Origin of the sequence: Epilithonimonas sp. JDS (assembly GCF_021261315.1) — a bacterium.
In the GTDB taxonomy this organism is placed as follows: Bacteria; Bacteroidota; Bacteroidia; order Flavobacteriales; family Weeksellaceae; genus Epilithonimonas.
The window spans coordinates 314,833-330,260 of the sequence record NZ_JAJSAX010000003.1 but is presented as its reverse complement, the minus strand read 5'-3'; the positions used below and the strand labels follow the sequence as shown (position 1 = coordinate 330,260).

The 15,428-nt window shown below is 38.5% G+C and carries 17 protein-coding genes; 8 read left to right on the top strand and 9 right to left on the bottom strand.

Annotation, left to right across the window (positions count from 1 at the left end):
* Positions 1–58 precede the first annotated feature (58 nt).
* Positions 59–1,180: a molecular chaperone DnaJ gene (dnaJ, locus tag LUD75_RS11840; protein ID WP_232705878.1), complete on the top strand. Its 1,122-nt coding sequence runs from the start codon at positions 59–61 to the stop codon at positions 1,178–1,180.
* A gap of 80 nt (positions 1,181–1,260) precedes the next feature.
* On the opposite strand, the gene LUD75_RS11835 is transcribed toward dnaJ, so the two are convergent.
* Positions 1,261–1,908 carry a metal-dependent transcriptional regulator gene (locus tag LUD75_RS11835; RefSeq protein ID WP_232705877.1) on the bottom strand — a complete coding sequence of 216 codons (648 nt, stop codon included), beginning with the start codon at positions 1,906–1,908 and terminating at the stop codon, positions 1,261–1,263.
* Between the two features lie 106 nt (positions 1,909–2,014).
* On the opposite strand from LUD75_RS11835, the gene LUD75_RS11830 reads away from it, so the two are divergent.
* Genes LUD75_RS11830 through LUD75_RS11820 form a run of 3 tightly spaced genes read left to right on the top strand, consistent with a single transcriptional unit; the run spans position 2,015 to position 3,578 of the window.
* Complete coding sequence (locus tag LUD75_RS11830; protein WP_232705876.1) at positions 2,015–2,269, top strand: type II toxin-antitoxin system prevent-host-death family antitoxin; 255 nt, start codon at positions 2,015–2,017, stop codon at positions 2,267–2,269.
* Positions 2,269–2,526, top strand: coding sequence for a Txe/YoeB family addiction module toxin (locus LUD75_RS11825; RefSeq protein WP_232705875.1), 258 nt, complete (start codon positions 2,269–2,271; stop codon positions 2,524–2,526). The genes LUD75_RS11830 and LUD75_RS11825 overlap by 1 nt, the downstream gene beginning before the upstream one ends.
* A 20-nt stretch (positions 2,527–2,546) precedes the next feature.
* Entirely contained in the window at positions 2,547–3,578 is a 1,032-nt protein-coding gene (locus LUD75_RS11820; RefSeq protein WP_232705874.1) for an aminotransferase class V-fold PLP-dependent enzyme, read from the top strand.
* Positions 3,579–3,636: 58 nt separating this feature from the next.
* Here the strand turns inward: LUD75_RS11820 and lgt are convergent, their stop codons facing one another.
* Both lgt and yidD read right to left on the bottom strand, forming a co-directional pair.
* Positions 3,637–4,476 carry a prolipoprotein diacylglyceryl transferase gene (gene lgt / locus LUD75_RS19125; RefSeq protein WP_317207321.1) on the bottom strand — a complete coding sequence of 280 codons (840 nt, stop codon included), beginning with the start codon at positions 4,474–4,476 and terminating at the stop codon, positions 3,637–3,639.
* A 441-nt stretch (positions 4,477–4,917) separates the two neighbouring features.
* The gene (gene yidD / locus LUD75_RS11810; protein ID WP_063969980.1) at positions 4,918–5,154 is read right to left on the bottom strand and encodes a membrane protein insertion efficiency factor YidD; all 237 of its coding nucleotides are present in this window, start codon (positions 5,152–5,154) and stop codon (positions 4,918–4,920) included.
* Positions 5,155–5,373: 219 nt separating this feature from the next.
* Between yidD and LUD75_RS11805 the strand changes: the two genes are divergently transcribed.
* Positions 5,374–6,525, top strand: a complete 1,152-nt coding sequence (locus LUD75_RS11805) for an MFS transporter (RefSeq protein ID WP_232705873.1) — start codon at positions 5,374–5,376, stop codon at positions 6,523–6,525.
* Here the strand turns inward: LUD75_RS11805 and LUD75_RS11800 are convergent.
* Both LUD75_RS11800 and LUD75_RS11795 read right to left on the bottom strand, forming a co-directional pair.
* A complete protein-coding gene (locus LUD75_RS11800; RefSeq protein WP_232705872.1) occupies positions 6,518–7,132 on the bottom strand; it encodes an alpha-ketoglutarate-dependent dioxygenase AlkB in 615 nt (204 codons plus the stop codon). The two genes, LUD75_RS11805 and LUD75_RS11800, sit on opposite strands and share 8 nt — an antisense overlap.
* Positions 7,132–7,587: a nuclear transport factor 2 family protein gene (locus LUD75_RS11795; RefSeq protein WP_232705871.1), complete on the bottom strand. Its 456-nt coding sequence runs from the start codon at positions 7,585–7,587 to the stop codon at positions 7,132–7,134. Before LUD75_RS11795 ends, LUD75_RS11800 begins: the two co-directional genes overlap by 1 nt.
* Before the next feature lie 118 nt (positions 7,588–7,705).
* Between LUD75_RS11795 and dacB the strand changes: the two genes are divergently transcribed.
* Positions 7,706–9,079 (top strand): D-alanyl-D-alanine carboxypeptidase/D-alanyl-D-alanine-endopeptidase, encoded by a 1,374-nt coding sequence (gene dacB, locus LUD75_RS11790; protein WP_232705870.1) that lies wholly within the window; start codon positions 7,706–7,708, stop codon positions 9,077–9,079.
* Positions 9,079–9,564: a DNA-deoxyinosine glycosylase gene (locus tag LUD75_RS11785; protein ID WP_262908201.1), complete on the top strand. Its 486-nt coding sequence runs from the start codon at positions 9,079–9,081 to the stop codon at positions 9,562–9,564. The genes dacB and LUD75_RS11785 overlap by 1 nt, the downstream gene beginning before the upstream one ends.
* Here the strand turns inward: LUD75_RS11785 and aroE are convergent, their stop codons facing one another.
* A complete protein-coding gene (gene aroE, locus LUD75_RS11780) occupies positions 9,565–10,290 on the bottom strand; it encodes a shikimate dehydrogenase (RefSeq protein ID WP_232705869.1) in 726 nt (241 codons plus the stop codon).
* A 122-nt stretch (positions 10,291–10,412) separates the two neighbouring features.
* Between aroE and LUD75_RS11775 the strand changes: the two genes are divergently transcribed.
* Entirely contained in the window at positions 10,413–11,246 is an 834-nt protein-coding gene (locus LUD75_RS11775; RefSeq protein WP_232705868.1) for an aldo/keto reductase, read from the top strand.
* A gap of 66 nt (positions 11,247–11,312) precedes the next feature.
* Here the strand turns inward: LUD75_RS11775 and LUD75_RS11770 are convergent, their stop codons facing one another.
* From LUD75_RS11770 to LUD75_RS11760, 3 genes are read right to left on the bottom strand one after another with little or no spacing between them, the layout of a single operon-like run.
* Positions 11,313–11,684, bottom strand: coding sequence for a response regulator (locus LUD75_RS11770; protein ID WP_232705867.1), 372 nt, complete (start codon positions 11,682–11,684; stop codon positions 11,313–11,315).
* Positions 11,685–11,703: 19 nt separating this feature from the next.
* Positions 11,704–13,572, bottom strand: coding sequence for an ATP-binding protein (locus tag LUD75_RS11765; protein ID WP_232705866.1), 1,869 nt, complete (start codon positions 13,570–13,572; stop codon positions 11,704–11,706).
* A gap of 26 nt (positions 13,573–13,598) precedes the next feature.
* Entirely contained in the window at positions 13,599–15,287 is a 1,689-nt protein-coding gene (locus LUD75_RS11760) for an amino acid permease (protein ID WP_232705949.1), read from the bottom strand.
* Positions 15,288–15,428: the final 141 nt, after the last annotated feature.

Here is a 15,428-nt window from a genome sequence, read left to right as displayed (position 1 = left end):
GTAATATCAATGATCATTCATCATTTATCAATTATATTTCAACTATCAATTATTAATTATGGCGAAGCGCGATTATTACGATATATTAGAAGTCAGCAAATCAGCAAGTGCTGACGAAATAAAGAAAGCCTACCGAAAAATGGCGATTAAATATCATCCGGATAAAAATCCGGGAGATAGTGCGGCTGAGGAAAAATTCAAGGAAGCAGCAGAAGCGTATGAAGTTCTGAGCGACGACAACAAGAAAGCGAGATACGATCAATACGGTCACGCAGGCGTTGGCGGTGCAGCTGGCGGCGGATTTGGCGGTGGTGGCTTCGGCGGCGGAATGAATATGGAAGACATTTTCAGTCAGTTCGGCGATATTTTCGGCGGTGGATTTGGCGGCGGTGGTCAGCAGAGACAGCAGCAATCCCGAGGTTCCAATCTTCGTGTCCGCATCAAACTGAACCTGGAAGAAATGATTTCTGGTACTCAGAAAACTATCAAGGTCAAAAAAATGAAGTTGGCAAAAGGCGTGACTTCCAAGACTTGTCCTACTTGTGGAGGAAGCGGTGTTCAAGTGAGAATGATGAACACAATGTTCGGACAGATGCAGACGCAGACAACTTGTGGCACTTGCCAGGGTGTTGGTAAAGTAGCGGATAAGATCCCTGCTGGAGCCAATGCGCAAGGTCTTGTGAAAGAAGATGAAGAAATCACAATCAACATTCCAGCTGGTGCAAGAGACGGCATCCAACTGAATGTGAGAGGAAAAGGAAACGACGCACCACTTGGCGGAACGCCGGGTGACCTTTTGGTTGTGGTAGAAGAGGAAGTGGACAAAACCATCAAGCGTGAGGGCGACAATCTTCATCAGGAATTGTATGTTTCTTTCGCAGAAGCAGCTTTGGGAACGACCAAGGAAATCAACGTGGTGGGTGGAAAAGTGAAGATCAAAGTGGATGAAGGAACACAATCTGGCAAAATCTTGAGATTGGCAGGAAAAGGTCTTCCAAATATCGAAGGTTACGGTGGCAAAGGCGATATGTTTGTTCATATCAATGTCTGGACACCACAAAAGCTGACGAAAGAACAAAAGGAATTCTTCCAAAAACAATTGGAAAATGGCGATATGAACGCCGAACCAACAGGTAAAGAAAAAACATTCTTTGAGAAAGTAAAAGATATGTTCAACTAAATATTAAAAGAGACTCGGTTTGAGTCTCTTTTTTATTACATCTTTATAAAACTTGAATGGGTTTAATTTGAAATCAAAATTTACTTCACCAACAATCTCTCACAAACCGTCTTGCTGAAATTCTCTTCTCGCCCGTTGTAAGCAATCAACATCGATTGGTCAAAACCTTCGATTTGCAAGATTTTCAATTTTGTTCCTAAGCTTAAATCTCTCTTATTCAGAAAATTCAGAAATTCTTCTGACGAAGTTGTGACTGAGGCCAATTCTACAGTTTGGTTTTCCCTGCATTTGCTCAGTTTTTTGTGATCGGGCTGAATGACGTTTCCATCTTTGTCCGGAATTGGCTCGCCGTGAGGATCCATTTTTGGGTAATTCAGAATCTCATCCATTTTATCAAAGAACGCATCGGAATGGATGTGCTCCAATTGTTCTGCGATCTCGTGGACATTTTCCCATCCAAATCCCATTTTTTCTACCAAAAACATTTCTGTTAAGCGGTGTTTTCTCACGATGAGCGACGCTTCTTTTTTTCCGGATTCTGTGAGTTTGATGGGTTTGTATGATTCATACTTTACCCAATTTTTATCCGCAAATTTCTTGACCATACTGTTGACAGACGGCATTTTGATATTTAGTTGTCGGCTGAGATCATTCACGGAAACTTCATCATTCTCATTCACAAGATGATAAAGTGCTTTCAGGTAATTTTCTTCGGTTAAGGAATTCATATTCCAAAATTAGGAAAAAGTTAGAAGCAAATCAATTTTTGACTAACAAATTATTATTCAAATTTGTATGATTGTACGTATATTTGTACAAAATAAAATACAAAATATGTTAATTGCCAATATCTCTGAATTTAGAAAAGACATCAAATCTTATCTCGACAAAGTCTCAAAAAACTTTGAAACCTTGATTATTAATCGTGGAAAAGACAAAGGAATTGTAGTGATGTCATTAGAAGAATACAATTCGTTGATGTCAACAAATTATGAATTGTCTTCCAGGAAAAATGAGGCCAGGCTGGACTCTGCGATAGAAAAACTGAAAGGAAAAAACTCATTTTCAAAAGATCTAATTGAAGAATAATGAGATACGTTTTTGTGGATGAATCGTGGGAAGATTATCTCTATTGGCAAAGTACAGACAAGAAAAAACTCAAGAAAATCAATGAACTGTTAAAAGATATTGCAAGAAATCCTTTTGATGGAATCGGTAAACCTGAACCGTTGAAGCATAAATATTCTGGGTTTTGGTCAAGAAGAATTGATGATGAGCATCGATTAATTTATAAATACGAAGAAAATGAAATCCAAATCGCCAAGTGCAGATTTCATTATGACTAAATAACAAACAGAAAGAAAAAATGAAGAAATATTCCTTTAAAAACGATTATTCCGAAGGTTGTCATCCCAATATTTTAGAAGCTTTAATTAAAACAAACCTCAATCAGCAAAGTGGTTATGGCGACGATGACTATTCTAATGAAGCAAGAGAATTAATTAAAAATAAAATTAATGATCCAAATGCTGATATTCATTTCGTCAGTGGCGGAACGCAGGCAAATCTTTTAGTCATTTCCTCAATTCTTCGACCTCACGAAAGTGTAATTTCTGCTGAAACCGGACATATCTTCACAAATGAAACCGGAGCAATAGAAGCTACTGGTCACAAAATCCACGGGATTGTGACCGATGATGGAAAATTGAGACCGGAACACATTCAATCGGTTTTGGATTCTCATACCAACAGACCGCACCAGCTGAAACAGAAGTTGGTTTATGTTTCAAATTCCACAGAAATTGGGACGATTTATCAAAAACAAGAGATAAAGGAATTGTATGAATTTTGCAAATCAAATGATCTTTACCTTTTTCTGGATGGCGCAAGATTAGGACAATCTTTGACGTCTGAAATCAACGATTTGACATTGGAAGATGTTGCCACTTTAACCGACGTTTTTTATCTCGGCGGAACCAAAAATGGAGCACTTCTTGGTGAAGCAATTGTCATTACTAATGATAAATTAAAAGAAGACTTCGGTTTTCACATCAAGCAAAAAGGCGCACTGCTGGCAAAAGGTAGATTGCTCGGAATTCAGTTTCTGGAATTGATGAAAAATGATCTGTATTTTGATCTCGCAAAACATTCCAATGTTCAGGCAATGAAGATCAAGTCGGCGTTTCAAGACAAAGTATTTCAGTTTTTATCCGAAACTTTTACGAATCAGATTTTCCCGATTCTCAATAATTATCAAATTGAAAAGCTGTCACAAAACTTTGATTTCTATGTCTGGAAAAAGATAGATTCTGAAAGTTCTGCAATTCGCTTGATTACATCTTGGGCGACTTCGGATGAGATTGTGGAAGATTTTATTAATGAAATTAAAGCTTTGTAAGTTTAAAATATATTAAATGTATTCATGAAAAAACTCCCAAAATCTGGGAGTTTTCATTTTATACTGTTTCCTCTTTCGGAAGTTTATATTTCTTAGAGATAATCATAATCACCGCTCCTGCAACCATAAACGGAATACTCAGGATCTGTCCGGTATTAAGTCCTGCAAACGAGATAAACTCGTCGCCTTGCGGTTCTTTCAGGAATTCTACAAAGAATCTGATCGCCCAAAGCAAGATGAAGAACAATCCGAACAACCAGCCTTGCTGATATTTCTTATCCGTTTTTCTGTACAGGAACCAAAGCAAAAAGAACAAGCAGACATATCCAAAAGCCTCGAACAATTGCGTCGGATATCTCGGAACCGTAACGCCATATTCGGAACTTTGCTGGGGAAAAAGGATTGCAAAAGGCGAAGTTGGATCCACTTGTTTCCCGATGATTTCTGAGTTGAAAAAATTTCCCATTCTCACAAAAGCACCTCCGGAAGCCACTACAATTCCGATTCTGTCATAAACCCAAAGCGGATTTTTCTTAATAATTTTATAGCTGTAATATAAGGTTGTCGCAATTACCATTATCGCTGCACCGTGACTTGCCAAACCCGAAAATCCGGTAAAATGCAAACCACCTTTCGTACTGATTGGTAAAAATACACTCAGGAAATCTTCTTTAAAAAGCTCCGGCTGATAAAAAATAACGTGTCCCAATCTTGCTCCCAGAATGGTTCCAATCAATGTGTAAGTGAAAAATGGCTCAAGATATTTCTCGTCCACACCATCGATCTTGAAAATTTTTGCCATAATAAAATAGCCCAATCCAAAAGCAAGGATGAACATCAAACTGTAAAAGTGCAGCATCACAGGTCCCAATTTGATGCCTTTTACAGGATCCCAAATTTTGAAACTTGTTTCTAATTCCGCAGTATCAGTTGGTTTTAAAACTCTGTTAGATTTAAGAAGATATTTGAAATTTTCAATATTCTTCTGCTCAAGATTCGCATCTAAAGGTTTGAAATCTTTATCCAAAAATTGATAATTGAAGGCTTTATATTTCAACAAAATATTCTGGATTGATCCCAATTGTTCCGCAGATTCCGCCGTGATGTTGTCTTCATTCAGAATGACTAATTCATTGGGAATATTTCGGGAAGCTTCATCATAGAAAAGCGTCGTATTTTGTGTTGCGAAGATTTTCACCGCAATATTTTCTTTGTTGTTGATCTTCAAAATCCCGTCAGAAAGGTCGTTTGCAGAACTTTGGGAAGAAACCAACTGGAAAATTCCGGCAAAAAGAATCAGATAAATTCTTAAAAAAAAGTTGTTCATTGATAAATAATTTTAATGTTTTTTCGGCGGCACCGGATCATAGCCTTCGCCTCCCCAAGGATGGCAGCTTGCAATTCGTTTCATCGCCAGCCAGCTTCCCTTCAGCAGTCCGTGGACTTTCAGCGCTTCCAAAGTATAGTGCGAACAAGTGGGATCGTACCTGCAATTCTTCCCCAAAAATGGCGAGATGGCGAGTTGATAAAACTTGATCAAAACCACAATCGGAAATGTGAGCACCTTATTCAGCATAATTTTAAAAAGCTATGCAAAAATAGCAGAAAAATCAAAACGGAACGGAATTAACACAATTAATAATCATTTTTATGGCAGCTACAAGTTTAGTCAATCATTCAGAACTTTACCTTTTCTATTAACCCAATTTAAACATAAGTTTAATTTAATCTTACCATTCGACAATATGAATCGCTAAAACTTGACTTTCTATTCAAAAAAGAGGACTTTTGCAAAATGGATAAGAGAATATTTCCGCTGGCACTTGGCGGATTGGCAATCGGGACTACAGAATTCGTGATTATGGGACTTTTGCCCGACGTTGCACACTCGCTGGATATCTCCATTCCTCAGGCTGGTCATCTCATTTCCGCGTATGCATTTGGTGTCGTGGTCGGTGCGCCTATTTTGGTGGCTTACGCAGCGAAGTTTCCGCCAAAAAGAATCCTTATTTTCCTGATGATCGCCTCCACATTGTTCAACGGATTGTCTGCTTTGGTCAATGATTATTACACGATGATGGCAGTTAGATTCCTGTCCGGATTGCCGCACGGTGCATTTTTCGGAGTTGGAGCGGTTGTCTCTTCCCGATTGGCAAAGCCGGGGAAACAGGCGCAAAGTATCGCGATGATGTTCACCGGACTCACGGTTGCCAATCTCGCAATGGTGCCTTTTGTGACCTGGCTCGGGCATCAGCTGAGTTGGCGTTATGCGTTCGGCGTCGTTGCTTTGATCGGACTTTTAACCTTGATATTTCTCAAATTCCTCCTGCCGTATATGGACAGTTTGCGGACAACTACGCTGAAAGATGAACTGGAGTTCTTCAAAACGCAAAAATCCTGGCACATCATTGCCATCACGGCGATTGGCTTTGGTGGTTTGTTCGCGTGGTTCAGCTACATCACACCGCTGATGACGACTGTGTCTAAATTTCCTACAGATTTCATCGCTTACATTATGATTTTAGCAGGTGCTGGAATGGTGATTGGAAATTTCCTTGGCGCTATTATGGCAGACAGAATGCGTCCGGCTTTGGCAGCTGCGATTCTTTTATCAGCGATGATTCTTGCTTTGGTCGGCGTATTCTTTTTCTCGGAAAACAAAATTGCTTCGTTGATTCTGACTTTCGTTTGCGGGGTTCTATCAATGGCGGTTGGGACGCCTGTCAATATTATTATGCTTCGTTCGGCAAAGAATTCTGAGATGATGGCAGCAGCTTTTATGCAGGCAGCTTTCAATGTAGGGAATTCCATCGGGGCACTATTCGGCGGAATACCTTTGGAGTTTGGATTGAGTTACAACTATCCTTCGCTGGTAGGAGCGGGATTGGCACTGACCGGATTCGTGCTTTGTCTGACGTTTATCAGAAAGTACAAACCTGTTATTTAGATTTGTCAATAGTCCGGAAAGTCAGGCTGATTCTTGGTTTGATGATTTTCGTGGTGGTTGGAAGTCTGTGCAGCCAGAATTTCTGCGTCGTGTCTTTCATCATCAATAAACTGCCGTGTTCCAGAATTAATGAAACCAACTCTTTCGACGTTTTATGTTTGAAATTGAATTTTCGCTCAGCCCCAAAACTGACAGAGCTTATTGCGCCATTTTCTTTCAAATCCTTCTCGCCATCGCTGTGATAGGCCATTCCTTCTGAGCCGTCGTGATAGAGATTCAGAAGACATGAATTGAAACTTTCGCCGCTTACAGCTTCTATTTTTTCTTTGATTTCGAGAAGTGTTTTGTTCCAGGTTAAAGCTGTTTTCGTACGTCCGGAATAGGTGTAAGTGAAAGGTTCGTTTCCGTACCAGGCGACTTTCCGTTTGGTTTCGATGAGCTTTCCAAAGATCACAGCTTCATCGCTTTTCCATTCTATTTCGGTCATCAGTCTGTTGAAATAATCATTCGCTTCTTCCTCAGAAAACACTTTTCCGTAGTAGGACGTAATGCCGTCGTAGGGCAGAATATTTTCTATTAATTCGAATTGGTCGTCAAAAAGGCTCATTATTTTGCTTCTTCAAAATTATCGTAATACGTATAATCTTTCGTGATTTTTCCATTCTCAATCGTGAAAATAGTAGAAATGGGAAGTTCGAACTTGGATTGATCCGGCGCTGTTCCCGTAGAAACAAACTCGACAATGATATTCTTGTCTCCAGAAGGATAAATCTGCAGAATGCTATCTTTTAAATCAGGAAAAATCTGATTGAGTTCAGCATATTTTTTCACAAATTCGGCTTTGGACTGTTTTACGATGCCGTTCCCGAAAGAGGGATCTTTGAATTCTGCATTTTCCACATACATCTCGGACAGTGCTTTCCACTTGTGTTTGTTAAATAATTCGAAATAGTTACGAATCAGCATTTCATTCTCGGCCTGAATCTTCTCATTGGACTTCTCACAAGACATCAGCATTGAAGATAAGATGATGCCCGAAACCAGGATTTTGATTGCTCTCATTATTGTTAGGTTTAGAGTTCTAAAATACAATTAAGTTTTGAATTAATGATTCACGATAAAGTTGCGGCTCCAACTTTTTATTCTTGTTCGATATTACTAAATTTGATGAAAAATCAGAATGAAATATTTCCTTTTAATTCCATTAATCATTTCGCAAAGCTATTTTTCACAAACGGTTTCAGCTGATCTTGACAAATCTGTGAAAGAAATGATGTCAACTTCAAATGCTTTGGCGGCAAATCTTTCGTTCTATGTTTCGGATGAGAATGGAAATCTGGTTTATGAATACAATGGAAACAAAGGTTTGTCCACAGCCAGTACGCAGAAGATTTTCACTTCGGCAACGGCTTTGGAAACTTTAGGGAAAGATTATCAGTTCAAAACAACTGCTTCCTATTCCGGGAAGATCTCAAATGGGAATCTGGACGGCGATTTTTACATCACCTCCAATGGAGACCCGACTTTGGGAAGCTGGCGCTATGAAGATTATAAGCCGGAAAAATTCAAGCAGAAATTATTAGAAGCTATTAAGAAATCGGGCATCAAAAAGATTACCGGAAACCTAATTGTGGATGATTCTTATTTTGATTTTCAAAGTACGCCTGGAGGCTGGCCCTGGAATGATCTGGGGAATTATTATGGTGCGGGAACTTTTGGTGTGAACTGGAAGGAGAATCAGTTTGATATTAATATCAATGGCAATCAAATCAAGAGTTATTCTTACGATCTGCAAAATGTCAATTGGATCAATGAACTGAAAACCGGCGGAAGTTCCGATCAAAGCCTGATTTTCACGGCACCACATTCGGAAACTGCAATGATCAACGGAATGCTGCCAGCGGGAAAAGTAACTACCGTTTCCGGAGCAACACCAAATCCGCCAATGCAATTGGCTGCTGAAATCAAGAAGTTACTGGACGAAAACGGCATCTCAGTTTCTGGGAAAGTAACGACTTATTATAATGAAAAACTGGAAGGAAAGTCGGTTTCGAAAGCTCCAACTCAGAATCAAATTTTCGAATACAAATCGCCGACTTTGGATAAAATCGTGTATTGGCTGATGCGGAAAAGTATTAATCTCTATGCAGAAACATTAATCAAAACAATAGCAAAGGAAAAACGCAATAATCCAAGTTTTGAAACCGGAATTGATTTTCTGAAAGATTTTTGGAAAGCAAAAGGCATTAATGCTACTATGATCAATTTCGCTGACGGAAGCGGACTTTCGCCCCAGAATTATGTTTCGGCAAAGGCGCAGGTTCAGGCGTTGCTGTATTCCAAAAAACAGAATTGGTTTGATGCTTTCCACGAAGGATTTCCAACGCAGAACGGGATTAAAATGAAAAGTGGAACGATAAAAGACAGCAAATCTTTTGCGGGTTATCAAACTTCAAAAAGTGGGAAAACTTATGTGTTTTCGATTATTTTGAACAATTATCAAGGTGGAAGCATCAGCAATGCACTGTTTAAAGTTTTGGACAATTTGAAATAATGAACAGGATCAATTCCTTTCCGCCGATTGTAGATAGCAATTCCAGAATATTGATTTTGGGCTCGATGCCTGGCGCAAAATCTTTACAAATGCAGCAATATTATGCGTTTCCGCAGAACCAGTTTTGGAGAATTATGTTTCAGCTTTTTGATGAGGAATTTTCTGAAGATTATGAAACCCGAATCAATTTAATTAAGAAAAATAATATCGCGCTCTGGGACGTCATAGAAAGCTGTGAAAGAAAGGGTAGCAGCGACACGGAAATCAAAGATGAGATTGATAATAATATTCCGGAACTGATCGAATCTCATCCAAAAATCCGGACGATATTTTGCAACGGACAAAAGTCTTATAAAAACCTTTTGAAAATTCTGGGAAAGGATTTTAAAATTCCAATTGTGGTTTTGCCTTCTACAAGTCCGCTTCATACGGCGAAGTTTGAGGAGAAACTGGAGCGTTGGAAAGTGATTAAGGATTATCTGTAATTAACCTTTCCAAATCTCCCAAGCCTTCTCCGCCTGCTGTTCCAGCATATAAAAGCCATTAAGCGTTGTTGCGCCTTTCTCGGCTGATTTTCTGAGAAAAGCGGTTTCCGAAGGATTGTAAATGAGATCGATGACGTAATGCTGATCAGAAATTGCGTCGTATGGAAATGGTACACAATCTTCCACATTTGGAAAAGTGCCAACTGGTGTAGTTTGGATAATTAATAATGAATCTTTAACCAAATCTTCAGATAGATTTTCAAAATTGATTTCTGATTTTCTGGAAACGGTTTGATGCTCGATATTGTGTTTGTCAAGAATATATCGCACGGCTTTTGCAGCGCCGCCATCTCCAAGAATTAAGGCTTTTTTGTGATGATCTTTTTTGTTGATAAGCAGAGTTTTTTCAAATCCGAAAGCATCTGTGTTGTAACCGATTTTTTTGCCATTCTGAAAACTTACACAATTGACGGCTCCTATTTGTTTTGCTTCGTCGCTAAGTTCATCAAGGAAGGGAATAATGGCCTGTTTGTACGGGATTGTGACATTCATCCCGACAAGATTTGGATTGTCTGTTACCGAATTTAAAGCTTCAATTTCCGGAATGTCGAAGAAATTGTAAGCGTGATTTTTTAAAAATAATTTTTTGAATTTTTCCTCAAAATATTTTTTTGAAAATGAATAGGAAATATTTTTCCCTAGCAATCCGAATTCCTGTTTTTCCATAGCTCAAATTTATAAAATATCATCAGAATGGTCAATTATTTTTGATTCTTATCATCAGCTAAATTATTTTAATTGCATGTCGGTGGCTTAATTTTGGCTTTTGAAATTAAAATAAGATTACAATGAAACAAGTGATTCTAAATAATGGAAACGAAATTCCTGAAATTGGTTTTGGAACGTGGCAAACAGCAAAAGGTGTTCAGGAAACTGTAAAGTCGGCTTTGGAAGCGGGTTATCGACATATTGATACAGCGGATATTTACGGTAATGAAGCAGAAATTGGAGAGGCGATTGAGGCGTTCGGAATTGACAGAAAAGAGCTGTACCTCACCACAAAAATCTGGAACAGCAACAGAAATTCCATAGGTGTGAAGCAGTCTGTAGAGCAATCTCTCAAAAAACTTAAAACGGATTATCTTGATCTTCTCCTGATCCATTGGCCTGCTAACGAAAAGCAATTCGAAAACTGGAAATCCATCAACGCAGAAACGTGGAAAGCAATGGAAGAATTGTATAAATCCGGCGTCGTAAAGTCGATTGGTGTAAGTAATTTTCTAGTTCCGCATCTCAAAGCACTTTTGAAAACAGCGGAAGTAATTCCAGCCGTCAATCAGATTGAGTTTCATCCCGGCTACACACAACCGGAAACTGTAGAATTCTGCAGAGAAGAAGGAATTGTAGTTGAAGCCTGGAGTCCGATTGGCTCCGGAAGATTGCTGAAAGATGAAGATTTGAAAGATATTGCAGATCAATACGGGGTTTCACCGGCAATTCTCTGCATTCAGTTTTGTCTGCAATCCGGCGTTGTAGTTTTGCCGAAATCTGAGAATCCTGAAAATATCAAAAACAACCTGCGTTTTGAAAGATTCAAAATCTCAGAAAGTGATATGAAAGCTTTGAAAACACTTGAAGAAACAGGTTTCTCGGGTCTTAATCCCGGAACTGTCGATTTTTAAATTTGAATTTAATTAATAATAAAAAGCAGTTTTGATAGATATCGAAACTGCTTTTTTATTCTGTGATTATCCTGCCTGTTCAGAATAATATCTTATCTTTTCTACAATTTCGCCCAAGTCAAATGGTTTTGGGATGAAATCGATTGCGCCGCTTTCTATGGCGGTGTCTCCCAAACCTCTGCTTGCAGACATTATGACTACAGGAATATTTTTAAAATCCTGGTGTGCTTTTATCATTTTGCATATATCGCGGCCATCTTCGCCGGACAACCACATATCCATCAGTATTACGTCCGGTTTTGAGGAGATTGTAAGTGAGTTGAACATCTCAGAACCTTTCTCGTAATTATCAACTTCAAAGCCTTCCATGTTCAGCATTAATTTAACCGAATCCAAAATGGCAGGACTATCATCTACGACTATAATTTTTTTAGACATTTGTATAATTTAGTAAATATTAATTAGGGGTTTTAGCTCTAGGAATCTCGAAACAAAAATCAGACCCTTTGCCTTCGACAGAGTTCACAAAAATCTTGCCACCGCTTCTTTTTATAATTTCCGAAGAGATGTAAAGACCTAATCCGAGTCCCGGAAAAGTATGTTCCTTTGTGCCGCTGACTCTGTAATACTGCTCAAATACCCTGTCTTTTTTATTTTCAGGAATTCCGATTCCATAGTCTTTCACGCAGAAAAGGATATTGTTGTTCTCTAATAATTTGCTTTTGATCTGTATTTTATCCGAGTTTGGAGAATATTTAATAGCGTTATTAATGAGATTACTCATCACCTGAGAAATCCTGTCTCTGTCGCCCAAAATATTTCCAATGGATTCGGATTCAAGATAAATTCTGTGATTTGTGCTCATCTGCTGCTCTTCAACAATTTCATTTACGAGCGCATCAAAATTAAATTCAGAAGTATTCAAAAGAATCTTTCCGTTTTGAATCTTGGTGACATCCAAAAGATCGTTTATAAGATTATTAAGCTTGTTGATTTGCTCATCCATTTTCAGAGCAACTACAGCATTGTTGTGATCATCCTGTTTTTTCAGATTTTTTTCCAGAAACTGCGAATAGAGTTTTAAACTTGTAAGCGGCGTTTTCAGCTCGTGGCTCGCTATGCCCAGGAAATTATCTTTCTGCTGCTGAAACTGTTTGAACTCATCTATATCTGTGCATGTCCCAATCCATTGTATCACTTCGCCCTGATCGTTTTTGATCGGAACAGCTTTTCCAAGAAACCAGCGGTAGCCATTTTCTTTTTCTCTGTCTTTGAATTGGTATTCTATTTCGTAACCGGTCTTATTTTTTTGACTGGTTTTCCAGACTTTCATTGCTTTGTCAACATCATCGGGATGAAGGATTTTTTGAGACGCACTTTTTCTGTCATCTATTATTCCTTCAAAACCGGTATAGTCGTACCATTTTTTGTTATAATAGTCGATATTTCCGTCTTTATCAGCTGTCCATATAATGATTGGAAGACTGTCTGCGAGATTTTTATATTTGTCTTCGTTGTCCTGAACTTGTTTTTTTGCCAGCACAAGATCTGTCACATCTGTCGCAAAATTGAGAATCGCATAAACTTCGCCATTTTCATTTTTCAGCGGTTTGTAGGAGAAATTATAATAGAAAGTTTCCAGTTTTCCATTTTTTTCGAGCAAAACTTTATCTTCAGATGCAGAATAGGTTTCTCCCGTTTCATAAACATCTTTCAGGATTTGCAAAAAAGGCTGACCTTCCAGCTCCGGAATTCCTTCTCTGATTTTTTTTCCGATAACGGCGTTTGTTTTTCCCCAGGCATTAAGGATTTTGTCGTTTGCAACTTCTATAATATGATCCTTCCCTGCATATAATCCAATTGCGTAATCTGCTTCTTTGATCAACGTTTCGAATTTATATTCTGTTTCTGCAACTTTTCTTTCTGCCAACACCTGGTCTGTGGTTTCGGTAGCAACTACACTCACGCCGATGATTTCACTTTCGTCGTCATTGTAAATCGGAGCGTAGATAAAGTCAAAATAACATTCCTCTGTTTTACCGTTTCGTACAATGTAAGCCAGCTGTTTATAACCCTTGTAAGGGTTTCCGGTTTTTTTTACATTTTTTAAAAAATCGATGAATGGCTGATCTTTGATTTCTGGTAAAGCATCAAGCAGTTTGGAGCCAATGATATTTGCCGGTTTTCCCCAAAGTTCAAGAATTTGAGGATTGGCGACCTGAATGATAAAATCGTCGCCCATCAACATTGACAATGCAATAGGCGCCTGGGTCAGCAAAAGAGCCAGAGATTCTTGCGAGATATTACTTTTAAGAAAGTTTTTCATTAGGATAAGTCAAAAACTAATTTGATCTAAGAATTTGCGTTGTGAAATTCTTTATTCAGTTTGCTGTTTTTATAACCATAAAGGAAATAAATTACCAATCCGATAGCAAACCACAGTCCAAACCAAAACCAATTTTCGTGGCTCATTCCGGTTAATAGATACAGGCAGGAACTCAGCCCAATCAACGGAATTAATGACAGATTTTTGATAAATGTTAAAACGCATAATGCGAGATTGAAAACAATGAAAACCAAAATTGCCAATCGGAATTCGCCATCTTTCGGATCACTGATGTTGGTCAACTGATGGAAAAATTCTGGCTGATAAAAATAGAAAAATACCAGTCCGCCAATGAAAATTATTGGAAAAATAATCTTTCCATTGATGTACGGCAAATGAAATCTGCCTTTGATTTTTTCTTTATTTGGAAGCAGCAAGACACCACCGCAAACTAAAACGAATGCGAAGATCGTCCCGATACTTGTAAAATCCAGAATGAAAGATTTGTCTGTAAATAAGATGGGAACACCAACGACAATTCCGGTAACAATAGTTGCGAAAGAAGGAATCTTTTTGGTGGCGTGCACTTCCTGGAATTTCTTTGGCAAAAGCCCATCACGTGACATTGCCATCCAGATTCTCGGCTGTCCCATTTGGAAAACCAAAAGTACCGTTGTAATGGCGACAATTGCTATTAATGAAACAATGAATTCCATCCACGGCATATTGAGATTGGATTTATCAAAAACAAACGATAACGGATCTCCAATGCCATCAAATTTTCTGAAATCAACCAAACCTGTCAAGACCAAAGTCAGGACAATATAAATTACGGTGCAAAGACCTAATGAAATCAGCATTCCACGTGGAAGATCACGTTGCGGATTTTTAGTTTCTTCGGATAAAACTGAGATCGCATCAAAACCTATGTAAGCGAAGAAAACACCGGAAACAGCGGACATTACACCCGCAAATCCATTCGGCATAAAAGAACCAGAAGGCGCTGTAGAAGTTGTCGGAAACCAGTTTCCTGTATTCACATAGCTTACGCCGACTGCGATCACCAAAAGGATTACAAACAGTTTAAGAATCACAAAAAAGTTATTGAAATTTTTACTTTCCTTAATGCCCTGATAGCAAAGCCAAGTGATCAATCCATTGATAACCAAGGCCGGAATATCCAAAATAATCTTCAAACCACCAATCACTGGAGCCGATTTCCAGGCGTTGATCAATTCAGGATTTAATGAATTATTAAGAACGGCTTTTTTAGCTTCCGAATAACTGCAGGTGAAATAATCGGGGATATGAACGCCGATTCTCTCCATAAAACTGGTAAAATAATCTGACCACGAAAATGCAACATAAATATTACCAAAAGAATATTCCATAATCAAAGCCCAGCCAATAACCCACGCAATTAATTCTCCAAAACTTGCATAAGCATAAGTGTAAGCGCTTCCTGCTGTCGGGATTCGGCTGGCAAATTCTGCATAACATAAAGCTGTAAAAGCGCAGGCAAAACCACAGATCATATAAAGAACGATAACGCCCGGTCCGCCGCGGAAAATGGCTTCTCCCAAACTGCTGAAACTTCCTGCGCCAATAATGGCTGCGATCCCGAAAAATACAATGTCCCAAGTTCCAAGAACTCTGTTTAATTGGCCTTTGTCGGAGTTTTCTGTATAATGTTTTCTTCTGAAAAGTGAGTTTATCAAAGCGTTAGATTTTTATGCAAGAAACAAATGTAATGAAAATTGATGATTTTGTTAAAAAATTGTTAAACGAAAGTTGTAATTCGTTCAAATTAGTCTAATGACTGTAATAATAATTACGGTATTGAATTCTTAATGATT